19 protein-coding genes are annotated in these 16,904 nt (G+C 61.6%); 11 read left to right on the top strand and 8 right to left on the bottom strand.

Features of this window, described 5'->3' with window-relative positions:
• On the bottom strand, positions 1–259 hold a 259-nt coding region (locus tag EOC06_RS08055; protein ID WP_245469396.1), incomplete at its 3' end, for a cation:dicarboxylase symporter family transporter.
• Positions 260–965: 706 nt separating this feature from the next.
• Here EOC06_RS08055 and EOC06_RS08050 point away from each other — a divergent pair.
• Positions 966–1,355 carry a hypothetical protein gene (locus tag EOC06_RS08050; protein ID WP_024505560.1) on the top strand — a complete coding sequence of 130 codons (390 nt, stop codon included), beginning with the start codon at positions 966–968 and terminating at the stop codon, positions 1,353–1,355.
• Between the two features lie 189 nt (positions 1,356–1,544).
• On the opposite strand, the gene EOC06_RS08045 is transcribed toward EOC06_RS08050, so the two are convergent.
• The 3 genes from EOC06_RS08045 to EOC06_RS08040 all read right to left on the bottom strand — a co-directional run bounded on the left by EOC06_RS08045 (position 1,545) and on the right by EOC06_RS08040 (position 2,562).
• On the bottom strand, positions 1,545–1,790 hold the full coding sequence (locus EOC06_RS08045; RefSeq protein ID WP_063169243.1) for a hypothetical protein: 246 nt from the start codon (positions 1,788–1,790) through the stop codon (positions 1,545–1,547).
• A gap of 174 nt (positions 1,791–1,964) precedes the next feature.
• Positions 1,965–2,099: a hypothetical protein gene (locus EOC06_RS44775; protein ID WP_256754986.1), complete on the bottom strand. Its 135-nt coding sequence runs from the start codon at positions 2,097–2,099 to the stop codon at positions 1,965–1,967.
• Positions 2,092–2,562: a Crp/Fnr family transcriptional regulator gene (locus EOC06_RS08040; RefSeq protein WP_224570941.1), complete on the bottom strand. Its 471-nt coding sequence runs from the start codon at positions 2,560–2,562 to the stop codon at positions 2,092–2,094. The genes EOC06_RS44775 and EOC06_RS08040 overlap by 8 nt, the downstream gene beginning before the upstream one ends.
• Positions 2,563–3,161: 599 nt before the next feature.
• Between EOC06_RS08040 and EOC06_RS41970 the strand changes: the two genes are divergently transcribed.
• Entirely contained in the window at positions 3,162–3,410 is a 249-nt protein-coding gene (locus EOC06_RS41970) for a DUF6074 family protein (protein ID WP_063169245.1), read from the top strand.
• A 365-nt stretch (positions 3,411–3,775) separates the two neighbouring features.
• Here the strand turns inward: EOC06_RS41970 and EOC06_RS08030 are convergent, their stop codons facing one another.
• From EOC06_RS08030 to panB, 4 genes are all read right to left on the bottom strand, one after another.
• The gene (locus EOC06_RS08030) at positions 3,776–4,408 is read right to left on the bottom strand and encodes an acyl-homoserine-lactone synthase (RefSeq protein WP_063169246.1); all 633 of its coding nucleotides are present in this window, start codon (positions 4,406–4,408) and stop codon (positions 3,776–3,778) included.
• A 92-nt stretch (positions 4,409–4,500) separates the two neighbouring features.
• Positions 4,501–5,220, bottom strand: a complete 720-nt coding sequence (locus EOC06_RS08025; protein ID WP_063169247.1) for a LuxR family transcriptional regulator — start codon at positions 5,218–5,220, stop codon at positions 4,501–4,503.
• Positions 5,221–5,318: 98 nt separating this feature from the next.
• Positions 5,319–6,227: a pantoate--beta-alanine ligase gene (panC, locus tag EOC06_RS08020; RefSeq protein WP_063169248.1), complete on the bottom strand. Its 909-nt coding sequence runs from the start codon at positions 6,225–6,227 to the stop codon at positions 5,319–5,321.
• Entirely contained in the window at positions 6,224–7,060 is an 837-nt protein-coding gene (gene panB, locus EOC06_RS08015) for a 3-methyl-2-oxobutanoate hydroxymethyltransferase (protein WP_063169249.1), read from the bottom strand. Before panB ends, panC begins: the two co-directional genes overlap by 4 nt.
• Positions 7,061–7,231: 171 nt before the next feature.
• Here panB and EOC06_RS08010 point away from each other — a divergent pair, with 171 nt between their 5' ends.
• The 9 genes from EOC06_RS08010 to EOC06_RS07970 all read left to right on the top strand — a co-directional run bounded on the left by EOC06_RS08010 (position 7,232) and on the right by EOC06_RS07970 (position 16,808).
• Positions 7,232–8,194, top strand: coding sequence for a membrane protein (locus tag EOC06_RS08010; protein WP_024505567.1), 963 nt, complete (start codon positions 7,232–7,234; stop codon positions 8,192–8,194).
• A gap of 62 nt (positions 8,195–8,256) precedes the next feature.
• Entirely contained in the window at positions 8,257–9,231 is a 975-nt protein-coding gene (nadA, locus tag EOC06_RS08005) for a quinolinate synthase NadA (RefSeq protein WP_063169250.1), read from the top strand.
• Positions 9,228–10,769 carry an L-aspartate oxidase gene (locus EOC06_RS08000; protein WP_063169251.1) on the top strand — a complete coding sequence of 514 codons (1,542 nt, stop codon included), beginning with the start codon at positions 9,228–9,230 and terminating at the stop codon, positions 10,767–10,769. The genes nadA and EOC06_RS08000 overlap by 4 nt, the downstream gene beginning before the upstream one ends.
• A 1-nt stretch (position 10,770) precedes the next feature.
• Positions 10,771–11,652 (top strand): carboxylating nicotinate-nucleotide diphosphorylase, encoded by an 882-nt coding sequence (nadC, locus tag EOC06_RS07995; protein WP_063169252.1) that lies wholly within the window; start codon positions 10,771–10,773, stop codon positions 11,650–11,652.
• Between the two features lie 174 nt (positions 11,653–11,826).
• On the top strand, positions 11,827–12,795 hold the full coding sequence (gene bioB / locus EOC06_RS07990) for a biotin synthase BioB (protein WP_224570943.1): 969 nt from the start codon (positions 11,827–11,829) through the stop codon (positions 12,793–12,795).
• A complete protein-coding gene (locus tag EOC06_RS07985; protein ID WP_024505572.1) occupies positions 12,792–13,931 on the top strand; it encodes an 8-amino-7-oxononanoate synthase in 1,140 nt (379 codons plus the stop codon). The genes bioB and EOC06_RS07985 overlap by 4 nt, the downstream gene beginning before the upstream one ends.
• Positions 13,928–14,563, top strand: a complete 636-nt coding sequence (gene bioD / locus EOC06_RS07980) for a dethiobiotin synthase (RefSeq protein WP_063169254.1) — start codon at positions 13,928–13,930, stop codon at positions 14,561–14,563. The genes EOC06_RS07985 and bioD overlap by 4 nt, the downstream gene beginning before the upstream one ends.
• Complete coding sequence (locus EOC06_RS07975) at positions 14,563–15,828, top strand: adenosylmethionine--8-amino-7-oxononanoate transaminase (RefSeq protein ID WP_063169255.1); 1,266 nt, start codon at positions 14,563–14,565, stop codon at positions 15,826–15,828. The genes bioD and EOC06_RS07975 overlap by 1 nt, the downstream gene beginning before the upstream one ends.
• Positions 15,825–16,808, top strand: coding sequence for a beta-ketoacyl-ACP synthase III (locus EOC06_RS07970; protein ID WP_063169256.1), 984 nt, complete (start codon positions 15,825–15,827; stop codon positions 16,806–16,808). The genes EOC06_RS07975 and EOC06_RS07970 overlap by 4 nt, the downstream gene beginning before the upstream one ends.
• The last annotated feature ends 96 nt before the right edge of the window (positions 16,809–16,904 follow it).

Below are 16,904 nucleotides of genomic sequence, written 5' to 3'. Positions count from 1 at the left end.
TGGCGGCAACTCGGCCGACCTTCTGCAGATCGCTCATGCCGGCAATGCCGGTCGCCATTGTCAGGAAGATGACAGGTACGGTGATTATCTTGACGACATCGACGAAGGCATCGCAGAGCGGCTTCAGGCTGTGGCCGGTCTCCAAATGGAAATAGCCGATTGCGGCACCCAGGATTATGGCGGCAAGTACCTGCACGTAGGTCCGGGCAAAATGGCGCTTGCGGGGCGCTAAGATCGCGCGGGGAACTCTTGGAACCAACACCGTCTCTCTCCTTGACCGGATCGGGGTGGGGCTCCTCCCTCTCCCATGCAGTGCTCCGGTCGAACGCTGCGCCCACTTCGGCGCAAACGATGTGCCAAATAGCAAGAGGGGAAAACGCGCAGGACCTCACGCAATGCTTGCGATTCGCTCTCCCACACTCGTGCAGTGGTTGCCTGTCGCAACTATGGAAGGGTCGATTCTGGGAACTCCAAAGGCCGCTCTTTGCGTCGACGCAGCTTGGCTGCCTGGAAGGTTCCCTCTTTGCCTTGCGGTCTGCGAGCTGGGTCCAGATGGTCATCATTTGGCTGCGCGCTGCACGGGGCTCGAAAGATTCAATCGAGGACGGGTCCTCTTGGAAAACGGGGGCAGCGTTGGTCAAGCCCTTCCACCCTGCTGTCCCAATGGTGTTCAGAAGCTCAGTTCACGATCAAGCGATGGATCAGCGTCATCTGGCGTTTGCGCCATCGCGGCGGCGTTGCAACGGGTCTGCCAAAGATGAGCAGGCCGCGAGGCAGGGTCCGAGACCTAGACTCCAACCTCATAGCGCGCTCGGCTCGCGTTCGGAAGGTTCGAACCGCAGCACGATCAGGTGGCGACACCGTTGGTCGGAACCGGAACCCGACGAATGATCGTTCGTGACCGACATCTGTGAACAAGCAGTATGTGTCATTGCAATCACCACCCGTTGCGCGGAAATGCCCATATGGCCGTGAATGAACTGGATTTGGTGATTTTCCAGATGGCGGTGGAAAGCGTCCGCTTGCTCTCTTCAAGCTTTGATGAGAAGGCGGCTGAGATAGCCACGAGGAGCCGTGGTAGCCTTCTTTTTGACGTGCGGGTGGACGGTGACCTGGAGGTCCAGCGAGTCGCAGCCATTGGATATCCAGGCGACAAGATCGGTGTGGTGGCATTGGACCGAGAGGGCCTTGTTAGCTGTTGTTGCCTTGTCAATGGCACCTTCTCACCTTTCATTGCACCGTTGGAGAACTGGACCAGCATGCCCCTTTCGATGCAGGCCCAGATCGATGTCACAGGCTATGCGAGGCTCCTTCTGGCCGCCTTGCGAAATGCTGGACATATGCTGGACAGGTAGCATCGCGATGATGTCTGTGATGAGATGGTGCAAACGGCTGGATGAGGCGATCGCTTGCTGGCAGCTTTGGCAACAAAGCGATCGGTGAGTTCGCAATGCTGGAACACGTCCTTTAGACTCTGCAGTTAAGTTAGCGGACTACCATCTGACGAATGCCCTCTGACAGTCTGCATGGCGCGGCATGCCCTCTTAGGAATGCAGCCGTGGTTCTACACCATCGGCTGTTTTTGTGTCGAAGGCGACGGGCACGCCATGAACGAAGGAAGCGGCCGCCAACAGTTCCTCCAACTCGCGGTCGGTGGCCTTGCATGCCGGCATTAGTGTTCGGATGGCGCGGATCGCCTGCGCCATGGAGAGAAAGCGGACCCTTCCCCTGGAAAGGACATAGGCTTCTGCGGCTTTTTCGACGGTGACGGTGTGAAACGAATTGGTCATGACGAATTCCTCCCTGAACCCTGACCAACCCGACTTATGGCACGAATTCGACCGCCTTCAAGCCTATGTCCGATTGCGGACAATCGCTGCGATTCGTTCAAAACCGCTGATGCTTTTGGGCGACCTGGTGAGGGGCAAGGAGACGTCGGCTGAACCCGTTTCAACCGACATGCTTCAGGCAGCGGCCAGGCCGAAATAACGCTGCTCCTCCTTGTCATAAGCGCCATGTGTGAGCTTTATCAATCCGGCACGGTCGATGATCGTGATCTCGCCGCGCTTGGCGTGCACCAGTCCTCGATACTCAAGCATTTGCAGGGCCGTGGTGACCCCGGGCGGTGGGCGCGAGCATGGTCGCCAGAAATTCATGCGTCGGGAGGATCTTATCTCCTTCCGCACGGTCGTGGACCATCAGCTGCCAGCGGGCCAGCCGTTCTTCGACCTTGGAGTGGCCATTGACCAGTGCCGTCCGGCATGATTGGACGAGGAACGCGTGGGCATAGTCCAGCACTGAGGTGCGAAGCGACGGGCTAATCGCAGGGCGAAGGTTTTCAACCGGCAGGCGCCAGGTAGTGCTTTCCTTTCCGAGAATGACGGCAATTCCTTTCATCCCGTCATAGCCGACAATGCCGACTTCACCTTGCCGCCCGCCGGTCATGGTGGCGACCACCGACGCGATGCCCCTCTCGGGAAAATATACGTTCTTGATCGGCTGATGCGCGACCTCCAACTTGTCCTTGATGCCCGGTTCGACGTGATGCAGCGATGGTCGCAAAAGCGCGAAGTCCTGCGGGGTGAGGGCTTCAGCACCTGGTCGCGAAAGAGGGATCGGGCAAGGCTCTCTTCCAACGGGGCAAGAGCGCGTACGTCTTACTGTCGGCTGCACCGAAGTAAATGCCGGCCGATGCCAAAGCATAGGCTTCGAAACGCGCGATTGCAAAGCCCTGTCGGGGCAGTGCAGTCATGCTAGAAGTCGCGCCGCCTACGATAGGCAGCGGATGACATGATTCCCTTCTGCGGCGGCCACCAAGAACGGCTCGGGCACGCTTTAATCGTTCATACACAAGCTCGCAGGAATGTAAGCAGCGGAACAGTCGGGTGATTCGTACCGCCCTGCCCTTTCAGAGATCAAGTCATTGGACGTCAATTCGGCTGGAACGCCTCGTCGAACGGCCCAGGAAAATGCAGCCGGATGAGCAATGGTGGTTCACCTTATGTGCGGTCCCGGATATGCGGTCCGGCGGCTCATCTCCCAATGGCTTGTCGATGGGGAAGTGGAACTCGTCATGTCGCCGCGAACCGTCACCGCGCTAGCGGGGCTCTTTTGAAGACGCCGGTGTTTTTCTTTGTGGAACTGAATCTGTGAGGTGATTGATGCATGAATCAAACATTTGCGTATTTCCGCTGCATCGGCGACGTATATTGGTCGAAAGTATCGCCCAGGCCCTCGAGACCAAGAACGGCGAGGCGGCGAGCGCGTTCTGGCGCTGTGCCGCCAAGAAAATGCTCATTCAATTGTCCGATGTAGGAATTGCGCCAGAGCTCGCTGCGCAGGAGGTTGGAAGCCTTCTTCATGCGGTCTTGGACGACATGGCCAACCGAACGGTAATGCACAAAGCATAGGCTCGGGCGCTGTTGGACCGCGCGTCAGCTCGGGTCCTTATCGGGGGACTGCTCCGACTGGCCGACGGTCCGGCCAAACCGGCATACCGGCAAAGCTTTGAGGTTGCGATCGCTCACGGCGGCCGGTCCAATATTCTAAGACGACCTCAGAAGCCACGTTGGCTTCTTTGGACGAAGCGGAGGGGCGCCATTTTGGCGTGCTCACGCTGGACTGCGGGTTGCGCCTACGGAAATCCAAAGTCCGGCCGCGCGAGCCAATCGACCGGAACAGTCGAAAGCTCGTGGGGCGGGTCCGCTCACCCTCACGGCGGCGGTGGCGGCCGTGAGCAGACTTAACTCAAGTCACGGCTGAGCATCCGCAGGCGCTATGCCGATTGGATGAGAACTGGTTGCCACAACACCGGCCCGTTGAGGCGTCCCCTCCAGCGGATGCGCAAGAGACTGGCGTAGGAAATATCGAGGAAGCCGGCGACTGCCTCGGTGTTGCCGACCTGCTTGGGCTGTCCGATACGTGACAACGGCCAGGTCGCGAGACGAAGGATCCTTTCGATGCGCGTATCTGTCACCGTTACGATCCCGGAGAGATTGTTGGCCAAGCCGAATTCGATGATCCCCGCGAAGAGCTCGTAGGTTGCTTGGGCCAGGCCGCCAGCTGCCTTCGGCGCTGTCGCAGGGAGATCGAGCGCGAAACGACTACTCTCCCAGATATCGGCACTCGCAGGGACCACCATCTCATCCAGCAGCGTCGGAAACGTATCGCGCAACATTGTCGGTCCGGTGGTCGGCAAAAGGCGGACGCAGCCGCAAGTTCGCCAATCGGACCCCTTGAGAAGCAGGTAGACGGGGTTCAGGCTGTCAAACGAGTCCGTTTCCATTTCGCCTTCGGTCTGCACTTCCCAATCGAGCCGCTTCTTGAAAACCCGATACCTAAGTCCGTGCATTTCCTTGAGTTCGCTCGCAAACTCGGCGTAGCAGTCGGGTGTTATCAGCTGCATCATTGTCGTCTCCGTGCGGGATGTGTCCACGCAATCGAAGGGCAAAGCCGTCATGAATGCAGCCTGTAGACCTTTACAGCTAGACTTGGAGAGGATCAGGATCTCGCCCGAGCAGCCATCCGCACTACGGCCTGGTTGATGGTTCGCACGCCAAGCTTCGCCTTGGCGTTTTCCTGATGGAAGGTCACGGTGCGTTTCGAGACACCGAGAATCTGGCTGATATCCCAGGCCGACTTGCCGCACGCCGCCCATTTCAGGCACTCGAACTCCCGCCGGGTGAGCATTATGCCATCTACCACGCAATCTTCGGCGAGCCTGCGCCGGGCATGGATATGAACGTTGATCGCAACCAGTTGCATTGCTTTTTCGTAGCGCGTCAGCGACCTCAGAAATGGCGGATGCGCCTCGTTGGAGGCGAAGGTCAGTGCGGCGAACCGGCCGCGATGATCATGCATCGACATGGTCAGTCCGCCGCGAATGCCGAACTCAGCTGCTTTTTCCAGGACTTCCTGCTGAGAGGTCGGCAAATAACGGTGATCGCGGTCCACACCCCAGTCGAAGGTATCCCAGCCCCGCAGTCCCCGCAGGATCACGGGATCCACGCTGTGGTAGCGCTGTTGCAGGTAATGTGATGTCCATGATGATGGATAATTCGAGATCAATCGCGGCCTGTCGCCGGAAGCGGATGGGTAGGTGAAATAAGCGAAGAGCGGAAAGTCGAACCCGGCTGCGGCGGACGCCATTGCCTCATGGAGATCGACGGCATCGACGCTTGCAGAGAGTTGCTCGACCAAGGTTTCAAATACGCGATGCATCTGCGCTTAGCGTACCTCGCGGAGGTTGCTGGAAGCCGACGGAGACGTGGTTCTAAATGATGGCCTGTCCCTGCAGGGCATACGACGCGCCGCCGTCATCACCGCAATTGCTGTGCTGCTTCCGATTGGAGAGAGCTCCGCCCACCTGACCAACTACCGATGGGTGATATTGCGACGTTATCGATGAGCCGCGTGTCGCCAAGCCAAGCCGCAGCAAGCAAGCGTGCCGGTCGGTCAAGGCTTGCTAACGATTGCAGGTCTGTTTCTCCGCGAAGCTCCAGGTATTCGAGCTCGCGATAGCCGGCAGCCAGAATTGCTGCACGCGCTTCATCAAGCGTAGGCAGGATGGGGGAGCCGCGTGCAAGCCGCTCGGCCGTATCGAGCAGGACCGATGCTAGTTTTGGGGCAATGGCGCGTTGGGCTGGGGAGAGCCGCACGTTACGCGACGATAGCGCAAGACCATCGGCTTCGCGGACTGTCGGACAGGGCACAATAGTGATCGGAATGTCGAGATCCCGGACCAAGCGCCTGACAAGCTGAAGTTGCTGAAAATCCTTTTCGCCAAAAAAGGCGAAGTCAGCGCCGGCCTGCAGGAAGAGCTTGGCCACGACCGTCGCCACGCCATTGAAATGGCCGAGCCGGAATGCGCCGCAAAGGCATTCGCTGATGCCGGACACTGAAACGGCCGTGGCGAAGCCCACCTGGTACATTTCCTCTGTGTCCGGCACATAGAGCAGATGCGTGCCCAGCAGAGCGAGCTTGGCAGCATCGTCGCTTTCCGTCCGAGGGTAGGCAATCAGGTCGGCGGGGCTGTTGAACTGCTTGGGGTTTACGAACAGCGTCACGATCACCCGCTCGGCCCTTTCGAGCGCCTTCCGCACGAGGCTCAGATGCCCGTCGTGCAAGGCTCCCATGGTCGGCACAATACCGATCGTGGCACCCGAGCGACGCCATTGCGCAACGACGCCGCGCAGCTCGCTCACGGTTCGAGCGATCGGCACGCTCATGTGAAGTCACCGGCCTTCAAGGCGTTGACATAGAGATGTTCGACCGCCGGAAAGTGCCGGTTCCGCATATCGGTGGCGTAAGCGGCGATTGCCGCCTCAGCCTGCTCACCGAGCTCGGCATAGCGTTTGACGAACTTCGGCCGAAATGAGGTGAAGAGCCCGAGCATATCGTGGCTCACCAGAATCTGGCCGTCGCAAGCTGGCGAGGCACCGATGCCGATGGTGGGTATGTCGATATCGGCGGTTATCTGCCGTGCAAGCTGCTCCGGTATCTTTTCCAGCACCAAGGAGAAGGCGCCAGCTTCAGTTACCGCCCTGGCGTCGCGCCTGATCCGCTCTGCATCGGCTCCCCGGCCCTGCACACGATAGCCTCCAAACGTGTTTACCGCCTGCGGCGTCAGGCCCACATGGGCCATGACAGGTACGCCGCGCGCGGTAAGGAAGCGGATGGTTTCCGCGATGGTCTCGCCGCCCTCGATCTTTACCGCTGAACAACCGGTCTCACCCATCACGCGCGCAGCGTTGCCGAAAGCGTGCTCTGGGCTTTCCTCGTAGGAACCGAAGGGCAGGTCGACGACCATCAGCGCGTGTTCAAGGCCGCGGCGAACGGCCTGTCCGTGCATGATCATCATGTCGAGCGTGACCCCCAGCGTCGACGACAGGCCGTGCAGCACCATGCCGACGCTGTCGCCGACAAGAACGATGTCGCAGTGGCGATCGAGCAGCCTCGCGACCGGCGTGGTGTAGGCCGTCAAGCATACAAGTGGCGTCTGGCCTTTTCGCGATCGAATATCTGGAGGAGTCATCCCTTTTATCTCACCAGCCGCGCTCAACCGAGGCCCCTTCCCTTACGTTACCAACAGCGGGTGTCGCGTTTGGCATATTTTTGTGCGACTGCGAAGAGCTAAAAACAGCGCTTGAGTACTCCGGTGTTGACGTGCTGGCTTCCAAGGTTACATTCAATCGATTAAGGCGCTCCGTTGGGCCAACCCGCTTTCGCAAACATGGATCCTCAGACAAGAAGAACCAAGAAAGGCAAAGCCGCCGTCAAAGCTGACGAAGCCAAAGTGGACCTGACTGCCGTCGTGGTCGCCGTAAACGACAGTGAGCCCTGTGTCCTCACAGTCGGTCATGCGGACACCCTCCCTTCTGGACCTTTTGCCCTTGAGCATCGATCACTGCAGTCGGGTTTGAGGGGGTGGGTGGAGCAGCAGACCGGCCATGCACTTGGATACATCGAGCAACTCTACACCTTCGCCGATCGCGATCGCATCGGCACTGAGCGCCACCAGCGCGTCATCTCAATCAGCTATCTCGCATTGACCAGGAAGGAACAGGCAACGAACTCGGCCGCGTGCGGCTGGCAAAGTTGGTACGAATATTTTCCCTGGGAGGACCACCGCTTCGGCACGCCGCCTGTGCTGCTCGATAGATTGCGGCCCCGCCTGATTGAGTGGGCCGGCGGCGCCAGCGAGCCGACCACTCAACGCGAGCGCCGGCAGCGCGCTGCGATAGCCTTCGGCTTCGACGACCGCCATTGGAACGAGGAACTCACGCTCCAACGCTACGAGTTGCTCTATGAAGCTGCTCTGATTGAGGAGGCCGGTGGCGGCAGGGACGCGATTGCGGCCGCGGCTGGCAAACCAATGGTCGCTGACCACCGTCGTATTCTGGCAACCGGGATCGCGCGGCTGCGTTCGAAGATCAAATACCGGCCGGTCGTGTTCGAGCTTATGCGGCCTTCCTTCACGCTGCTGCAACTGCAGCGAACCGTGGAAGCTTTGGCTGGCAGGCTGATCAACAAGCCGAACTTCCGGAGATTGGTCGAGCAGCAGGAACTTGTTGAGGAGACCGGGGAGACCTCCCTCGACACGGGCGGCCGACCGGCGAAGCTTTATCGCTTCCGGCATGCCGTCCTCGACGACAGGGCTATCGCCGGGACAAAATTACCGCTGGCGCGGGCTTGACATACTTATAGTCAAGGTAGATATATTCCCTTATTGTCAAACCGAATATAATCGAGGCGCCAATGACTGGGGCGTTACCTATGGCTGCGTCCTTGTATGAGCGTGTCCGGCGGGTGATCCCACCCGTTGAATGGCCCGCGTTCGCCGGCGATATTGAAGCCATCTTAGCGCTGAAGCGTGAGCGCAATGCGGTGGTGCTGGCGCACAATTACCAGACGCCCGAAATTTTTCATTGCGTGGCAGACATCGTCGGCGACAGCCTGGCGTTGGCCCACAAGGCGGTGACGGTCGACGCCGACATCATCGTGGTTGCCGGCGTTCATTTCATGGCCGAGACGGCAAAACTGCTCAATCCGAACAAGACCGTGCTCATCCCGGATCTCCGCGCCGGCTGCTCGCTGGCCGAATCGATCACGGCAAACGACGTGCGGCTAATGCGGCTGCGGTATCCGGGGGTCCCCGTTGTTACTTACGTCAACACTTCCGCCGCCGTAAAAGCGGAGTCCGACATCTGCTGCACGTCCGGCAACGCCAAGGCGGTGGTGGAATCGCTTGGCGTGGCGCGTGTGCTGATGCTCCCGGACGAATATCTGGCGAGGAACGTGGCAGCCGATACAGACGTCGAGATCATCGCCTGGAAAGGCCATTGCGAGGTGCATGAGCGCTTCACCGCAGCAGACATCCGGGAACTGCGCGATGCCCATCCAGGCGTCATCGTGCTGGCCCATCCAGAATGCCCACCAGACGTTGTCGCGGAGGCGGAGTTCTCCGGCTCGACCGCGGCGATGTCGGATTATGTCGAGCGTGAGAAACCGAAGCGTGTCGTCCTTCTGACCGAATGTTCGATGAGCGACAACGTCGCGGTCGCGCATCCCGACGTCGAGTTCGTTCGCCCATGCAATCTGTGCCCGCACATGAAGCGCATCAACCTGGCCAACATTCGCGCCGCACTCGAGCAGAACCGGCATGAGGTCCGGATTGATCCCGAAATTGCCGGCCCCGCCCGCCGCGCGGTCGAGCGCATGCTTTCCCTATGAGTCTGGAGGTTCGCGAAATCGCGGGGGCGCCGGTCGTCATCGGCGGCGGCATTGCCGGCCTGATGACGGCGCTTCATCTGGCGCCGGAACCGGTCGTGCTTTTGACCAACGCGCCGCTTGGAACCGGAGCCTGCAGTGAACTTGCCCAGGGCGGTCTTGCGGCAAGTCTCGGGGGCGACGACGGCCCAGATTTTCACCTTTGCGACACGATAGCTGCCGGCGACGGACTCTGCGATGAGGCCACGGTGCGGCGAGTGGTACGAGCTGCACCCGAAGCGATTAGGACGATCCAAAGGTTCGGCGTCGACTTCGACCAGCACCCTGACCGCGCGTTGCGACTTGGGCTCGAGGCGGCACACTCGCGACGGCGGATTGTGCATGCAGCCGGCGACGCCACCGGTCGCGAGTTGGTGCGCGCGCTCGTCGCCGCGGTTCGGCGTACAGCCTCGATCACCATTATCGAAAATGTGGAGGTCCGCCGGCTGGTCGTGCAGGACGGGTCGGTCATCGCCGTGGTCGCAGCAGGACGAGCCGGCGCGCTCGCTCTGCCCACGCGTCGCGCGGTGCTGGCGACCGGCGGCGTCGGCGGGCTGTTTTGCGACACGACAAACCCCGCTGGCTCATGGGGTCACGGGCTGGCGCTCGCCGCATGGGCGGGGGCGGAACTCGCCGACTTGGAATTCATACAGTTCCATCCAACTGCGCTCGACGGTCCGCGCCGGCCGATGCCGCTGGTGAGCGAAGCCGTGCGTGGCGAAGGCGCGGTGCTCATCGATGAGCGAGGAGAGCGCTTCCTCGCCGACACACCTGGCGGTGAACTTGCGCCTCGCGACGTCGTAGCGCGCGCCATTTGGCACCAGCTTGCCGTTGGACGCCGCGTATTCCTGGACGCACGGCAAAGTCTCGGCCCGAGATTTGGCAAGCGTTTTCCAGGCATCGCCGAATTGTGCCGGAGCGCAGGAATCGACCCAGCGACCGACCTGATCCCGGTGCGCCCGGCGGCACATTATCACATGGGCGGCGTCGCCGTAGACAGCGCCGGCCGCAGCTCCATCGAGGGATTGTGGGCCTGCGGTGAGGTGGCCTGTACCGGCCTGCACGGCGCCAACCGCCTGGCCAGCAACTCGCTCACCGAAGCGGCGGTCACCGCGAGCTGGGTTGCCGAAAGCGTTGCCGGCACGTCGTATACCCGGCGACCGCGCAGATGCTCCACATTCGTCCCTCCACGACCAGACGCTTCCGTGGTCCGCCCGATTGTCTCCGCCGCCCTGGGTATCATCCGCGACGGCGAGGCAATGCGCGAAGCGGTGGCGACCCTGCTGCCGATCGCAGCCAATAGTGTCGCTGCCTCTGGTCCGGCTTTGGTCTCACTGATGATCGCCGCGGCGGCCCTGAGGCGGGAAGAGAGTCGAGGCGCGCACTGTCGGTCCGATTTCCCGCTCCACGATGCCAACGTGCGCCCATCACGGCTGACACTGCACAGCGCAATGCGGGCCGCGGCCGCACTCGATTGCCGGGCTACCATACGGAGCACTTGATATGACTTCATTCTCCCCCCTCCCCGCGACCCTGATCGAACCGATTGTGCGCGTTGCGCTCCTCGAAGACCTGGGCAGATCCGGCGACCTGACCACCGATGCGGTTATCCCGTATGATTGCACTGCCACGTTGGTGCTCAAAGCGAGGCAGGCGGGCGTCGTTGCCGGGCTCGATCTGGTCTCGTATGCCTTCCTTCTCGTGGAACCGGCGATCAACATCCAGATCTGGCGCCCTGATGGCAGCGAGGTTGGGGCCGGGGAAACCATTGCAAGATTGTCCGGACCCGCACGAGGCCTGCTCACGGCCGAACGCACGGCCCTCAATTTCTTATGCCGGCTGAGCGGCATTGCCACTGCCACAGCGGCCATGGTTGAGGCCGTGCGCGGTCACAAGGCGAGGATTGTATCGACGCGAAAGACGACGCCCGGGCTGCGGGCATTGGAGAAATACGCCGTGCGCGTCGGCGGCGGTGCCAATCACCGGTTCGGCCTCGATGACGGCGTGCTCATAAAGGACAACCACATCGCGATCGCCGGCGATATGCGCACAGCAATAGAGCGGGCGCGCGCCGCAGCAGGGCATATGGTGAAGGTCGAGGTCGAGGTCGACACGCTGAAGCAGCTCGATGCAGCGCTCGCGATTGGTGTTGACGCGGTGCTGCTCGACAATATGTCGGTCGAGGATCTTGCCCGCGCGGTTTCTATAGTGGATGGCCGTACGATCACCGAGGCGTCCGGTCGGGTGATGCCGAAAACGGCGGCGGCGATTGCGGCGACCGGTGTCGATCTCATCTCCATGGGTTGGCTGACGCACAGCGCCCCGATCCTCGACATCGGCCTGGACATGCCGGACCACCAGAACATCTGCAAGCACTTGAACTGAGGATTACGGCGTGAGGAGCAACATCAGCTCGGCAGGCGTAGGAGGTGCTGGAAAGACGTGCCGCAGCTCGCCTTTAGCGAGTGCGCCCCAAAGCCAAGAAGGCGTACCGGACTAGCAAACAAAGGTTTGACGATGACGATTGGAATGAACTCGGAGTTCGACGTGAACCAGACCATGCAATCGGTCGACGGAACGCCTCCGCGATGGAACCGCAAAGAGGCCGAGGCCATCTACGGCATGCCATTCAACGATCTGCTGTTCCTGGCTCAGACGATCCACCGCCAGAACTTCGATCGAAACCGAGTGCAGCTGTCGCGGCTCCTTAGCATCAAGACCGGCGGGTGCCCCGAAGATTGCGGCTATTGCAGCCAGTCTGCGCATTACGAAACCGGTGTGAAGGCGTCGAAGCTGGTGGACGTCAAGCATGTCATCGACGAAGCGGCCAAGGCGCGTGATGGCGGCGCAACGCGCTATTGCATGGGCGCGGCGTGGCGAAGTCCCAAGGAGCGCGACATGGACGTTGTGGTCGCCATGATTGAGGGCGTCAAGGCCCTCGGCATGGAGACCTGCATGACGCTCGGCATGCTCGATCTTGAGCAAGCTGCTCGCCTGAAGCAGGCCGGTCTCGACTACTATAACCACAACATCGATACCTCTGAGCGCTACTATGGCGAGGTTATTTCAACCAGGACTTTTGCCGACCGGCTGAAAACGCTTGGGCACGTGCGCGCGGTTGGGATGAAAGTCTGCTGCGGCGGCATTGTCGGGATGGGAGAAGAAAAGACCGATCGCATCGACATGCTGGTCACGCTCGCGAACCTGCCCGAGCCGCCGGAAAGCGTGCCGATCAACATGCTTATTCCCATCGAAGGCACGCCGCTTGCCGCGGCCGACGCCATCGATCCGATCGATTTCGTCCGCATCGTTGCGCTCGCGCGGGTGATGATGCCGAAATCCTATGTAAGGCTGTCCGCCGGCAGGACGGCGATGAGCGACGAAACGCAGGCGCTGTGCTTCTTTGCCGGCGCCAATTCGATCTTTGTCGGCGACACGCTGCTGACGGCGGGAAATCCCGGCGAGGACAAGGATACCCTTCTGTTCCGGCGCCTCGGCATTGAGCCTATGGAACTCGCCACGCAATGAAGGAGGCAATTCTTGCCCGCTATGACGCAACCTTGCGGGGACTGGGGCGCAAGGACCGGTTGCGGACGCTCGCACCGCGCGCCGGGCTCGACTTCTCGTCGAACGACTATATCGGACTTGCCGCCTCCAAAAGACTGGGCGATGCGGTTTCGACGGCGATTGCGCGGGGCACGCCAGTGGGCGCCACCGGATCGCGGCTGTTGCGCGGCAATGCACCGGAACATGAGCAACTGGAGGCGGACGCGGCGGCATTTTTCGGAGCCGAGCGTGCACTGTTCTTCGGCAGCGGCTATATCGCCAACTTCGCTCTGCTGACGGCCCTGCCGCAGAAAGGCGACCTGCTGGTCCTCGACGAGCTCGCTCATGCCAGCATGCATGAGGGTGCCCAGGCCGGGCGCGCTGAGTTCAAGCTGGCCGCGCACAACGACGTCGACGCTGTCGAGGACGCAATCACCCGCTGGCGCGCCGAAGGCGGCATGGGGCGGGTGTGGATCGCCTTCGAAAGCCTTTACAGCATGGATGGCGACCGTGCGCCGATGGAGAGCCTGGTCGCGCTGGCTGATCGGTACCAGGCATTCATCGTCGTCGATGAAGCGCATGCCACCGGCGTCTGGGGACCGGACGGCCGGGGACTGGCCGCCGCGTATGAAGGCCGCGACAACATCGTCACGCTCCACACATGCGGCAAGGCGCTTGGCGCATCCGGCGCGCTCGTTACCGGACCGCGAACACTGTGCGACTATCTTATCAACCGGTGCCGGCCATTCATCTATGCGACCGCACCATCGCCGCTGATGGCAGTCGCGGCACGTGAGGCGCTGACTATTCTGTCTGACGAGCCTATGCGTCGTGCTCAGTTGCACGAGCGTGTCGCTTTCGCGAGCCGGCAATTGGCCGAACGCTGCGGCGTGATGCCCAGCGGCTCGCAGATCCAGCCGCTTGTGATCGGCGATAACAGCCGCACCATGGCGGTGGCGGCAGGACTGCAGGCACGCGGCTTCGACATACGCGGCATTCGCCCGCCGACAGTGCCTGAGGGTACGTCGCGCCTGCGCATTTCGCTGACTCTCAACGTCGACGAAGCCGACATTTCCGCCATGGTCGAGGCTCTCGTCGGAGTGTTGGCCACAGCATGACCAAACGCATCGTCGTCACCGGAACAGACACTGGAATTGGCAAGACAGTGTTTTCGGCCGGACTTGCCGGGCTGCTCGACGGCTTCTACTGGAAGCCGGTGCAATCGGGCCTCAACGAGGAGACCGACAGCGAGGTCGTCGCCCGGCTTTCCGGCTTGCCCGACGGACGCGTGCTGCCCGAAGTCTATCGACTGACGATGCCGCTGTCGCCGCATCGATCAGCCGAAATCGACGGCGTCGCGATCGAGGCCGACGATCTTTCATTTCCGGTCCTGCCGACACCGCTCGTCATCGAAGGCGCCGGCGGGCTGATGGTGCCGCTCAATCGACAGACAAGGTTCATTGACATATTCGAACAATGGCGGCTGCCGGTCATACTGTGCGCCCGCACCGCGCTTGGCACCATCAATCATACGCTGTTGTCGATCGAGGCCCTGAGAGCCCGCTCCATCCCGCTCATCGGCATTGCCTTCATTGGCGAAGAGGTGGCCGATACACAAAGGACAATCGTGGAATTCGGCGGCGTGCCGCAGCTGGGCAGGCTGCCGCACCTCGGTCCGCTGACGGGTGAAACGTTGAGAGATGCAATGATTTCCGGCTTCGACCTGGCCATGATTGCCGGAGGCGACTGATGGCGGAGTCTCGAGTCTGGCATCCGTTCACGCAGCACGCGCTAGAGCCCTCGCTCCCTGAAATCGTGCTGACTGAAGGCGCCTATCTCCACAAGGCCGACGGCTTCCGCATCCTCGATGCGATTTCTTCCTGGTGGGTCGTCACCCATGGCCATCGCCACCCCCGCATCATGAAGGCCATCGAGACGACCGCCTCGAGCCTCGACCAGATCATCTTCGCGGGCTTCACCCACGAGCCGGCCGAACGGCTGGCCGAGGCGCTTGTAGGCATCGCACCCGCCGGCCTCCACCGGGTGTTCTATTCCGACAGTGGCTCGACCTCAGTCGAAGTCGCGCTGAAGATGGCGCTCGGCTATTTCCGTAACATCGGCGCGTCGCGTTCGCGCATCGCCGTCATGGAGCACAGCTATCATGGCGACACCATCGGCACGATGAGCGTCGGCGCCCGTGGCGTCTTCAACGCCGCCTATGAGCCTTTGCTGTTCGAGGTCGACACCATCCCCTTCCCGGCCGCCGGGCGCGAGCAGGAAACGCTGGATCGGTTCGAGGCCGTTAGCCGCGACCGGCGCGCAGCCGCGCTGATCGTCGAGCCGCTGGTGCTTGGCGCCGGCGGCATGCTGATGTATCCGGCCTGGGTTCTTGCCGAATTGAAGAGGATCGCCGAAGCCTCCGGCACGCTCGTGATCGCCGATGAAGTGATGACCGGCTGGGGGCGCACCGGAACCATGTTTGCCTGCGAACAGGCGTCCGTCTCGCCCGACATCTTGTGCACCTCGAAAGGTCTGACCGGTGGTACCATCCCGCTGGCCGCCACGATCGCCACCGATGCCATCTTCCACGCTCACTTTTCGGAGGATCGCAAGAAGACGTTTTTCCATTCGAGCTCCTACACCGCCAATCCGATCGCCTGCGCGGCAGCACTTGCCAATGTCGAGATCTGGCGTGACGAGCCGGTGGCCGAGCGGATCGCGGTCTTGAGCGCGAGGCAGGCCGCGGGGCTGCAACGCTTCCGGGACAATCCATATTTCACCGACTGCCGGACAACCGGCACCATCGCGGCACTCGACCTACGCACCGGCTCAGCCGGTTATCTGGCCGAGATCGGGCCAAAACTGCGCGCTTTTTTCCTTGAGCGCGGCCTGTTGGTGCGCCCGCTCGGCAATGTCCTCTATCTTCTGCCGCCCTATTGCATCACCAGCGACGAATTGGACGGGCTCTATGACGCGATAGAGGAGGCCGGCGAACGCTTCGGCTCGCGGCCATGAACCTATCGTCGCGCGTTCTCGGCTTCGGCCATCATGCGCCGACGCGCAAGGTCGAGAACCCGGAAATCGAAGACCGGCTCGGGCTTGAGCCCGGCTGGATCGAGCGGCGCACCGGAATTCGCTCGCGCTTCTGGGCAACAGACGAAGACACGCTGTCGGGCCTTGCCGCCTCTGCCGGCGACATGGCGCTGACCAATGCCGGTATCGACCGCGGCGACGTCGGTCTACTCTTGCTCGCCACGTCGACGCCCGATCACCTTCTGCCGCCAAGCGCGCCGCTGGTCGCACATCGGCTGGGGCTAGGCCGCGCCGGAGCGATCGACCTGACCGGCGCCTGCGCCGGCTTCATCTATGCGCTGATGTTCGCCGACGGGTTCACCCGCCTGCACGGCAAAGCGAGCCTTGTCATCGCCGCCAACATCCTCAGCCACCGCATCAATTTGGCCGAGCGCGCCAGCGCCGTGCTGTTTGCCGATGCCGCCGGCGCCATGGTGATCAGTCCTTGCGATGACCCGGATCGAGGCATTCTCGGCGCTTCGGTGGATTCCGACGGCTCGCGCTACGGGCTAATCCAGATTCCCGCCGGGGGAAGCAACACTCCGTTCCATGCCGACCTCGACCTCGCGCAGACACGGATGACGATCACTGACGGCCGTGAAGTATTCAGCAAGGCCGTGGAGATGATGACCGCCTGCTCGAGAGATGCGCTCACTGCTGCCCGACTGAGGCCGCAAGACCTCGATCGTTTCGTGCCGCATCAGGCCAATGCGCGCATTTTCGACGCGGTCGGCAGGAACCTCGGCATCGCTGATCACTCGATCGTCAAGACGATCGCCGAATATGGCAACTCTTCCGCCGCGACGATCCCGCTCTCATTGTCGCTGGCCCATCGGGCGCAGCCGTTTCGGCCTGGCGAGAAAGTCCTCTTGGCGGCAGCGGGTGCGGGTCTCAGCGGCGGCGCGCTTGTGGTGGGAATTTAGCAAAGCAATGCTTGCGCACAGGACTGCTCATGAATGAGACTATGAGAATGGCTCAATACGCAAATAGTCGCCGGCAAGCTCCATAGAGCTGGGGTC

This window comes from Mesorhizobium sp. M7A.F.Ca.MR.362.00.0.0, assembly GCF_004023175.1.
Taxonomy (GTDB): domain Bacteria; phylum Pseudomonadota; class Alphaproteobacteria; order Rhizobiales; family Rhizobiaceae; genus Mesorhizobium.
The sequence above is the reverse complement of the archived record's forward strand: the minus strand, read 5'-3'. Positions and strand labels throughout refer to the sequence as shown.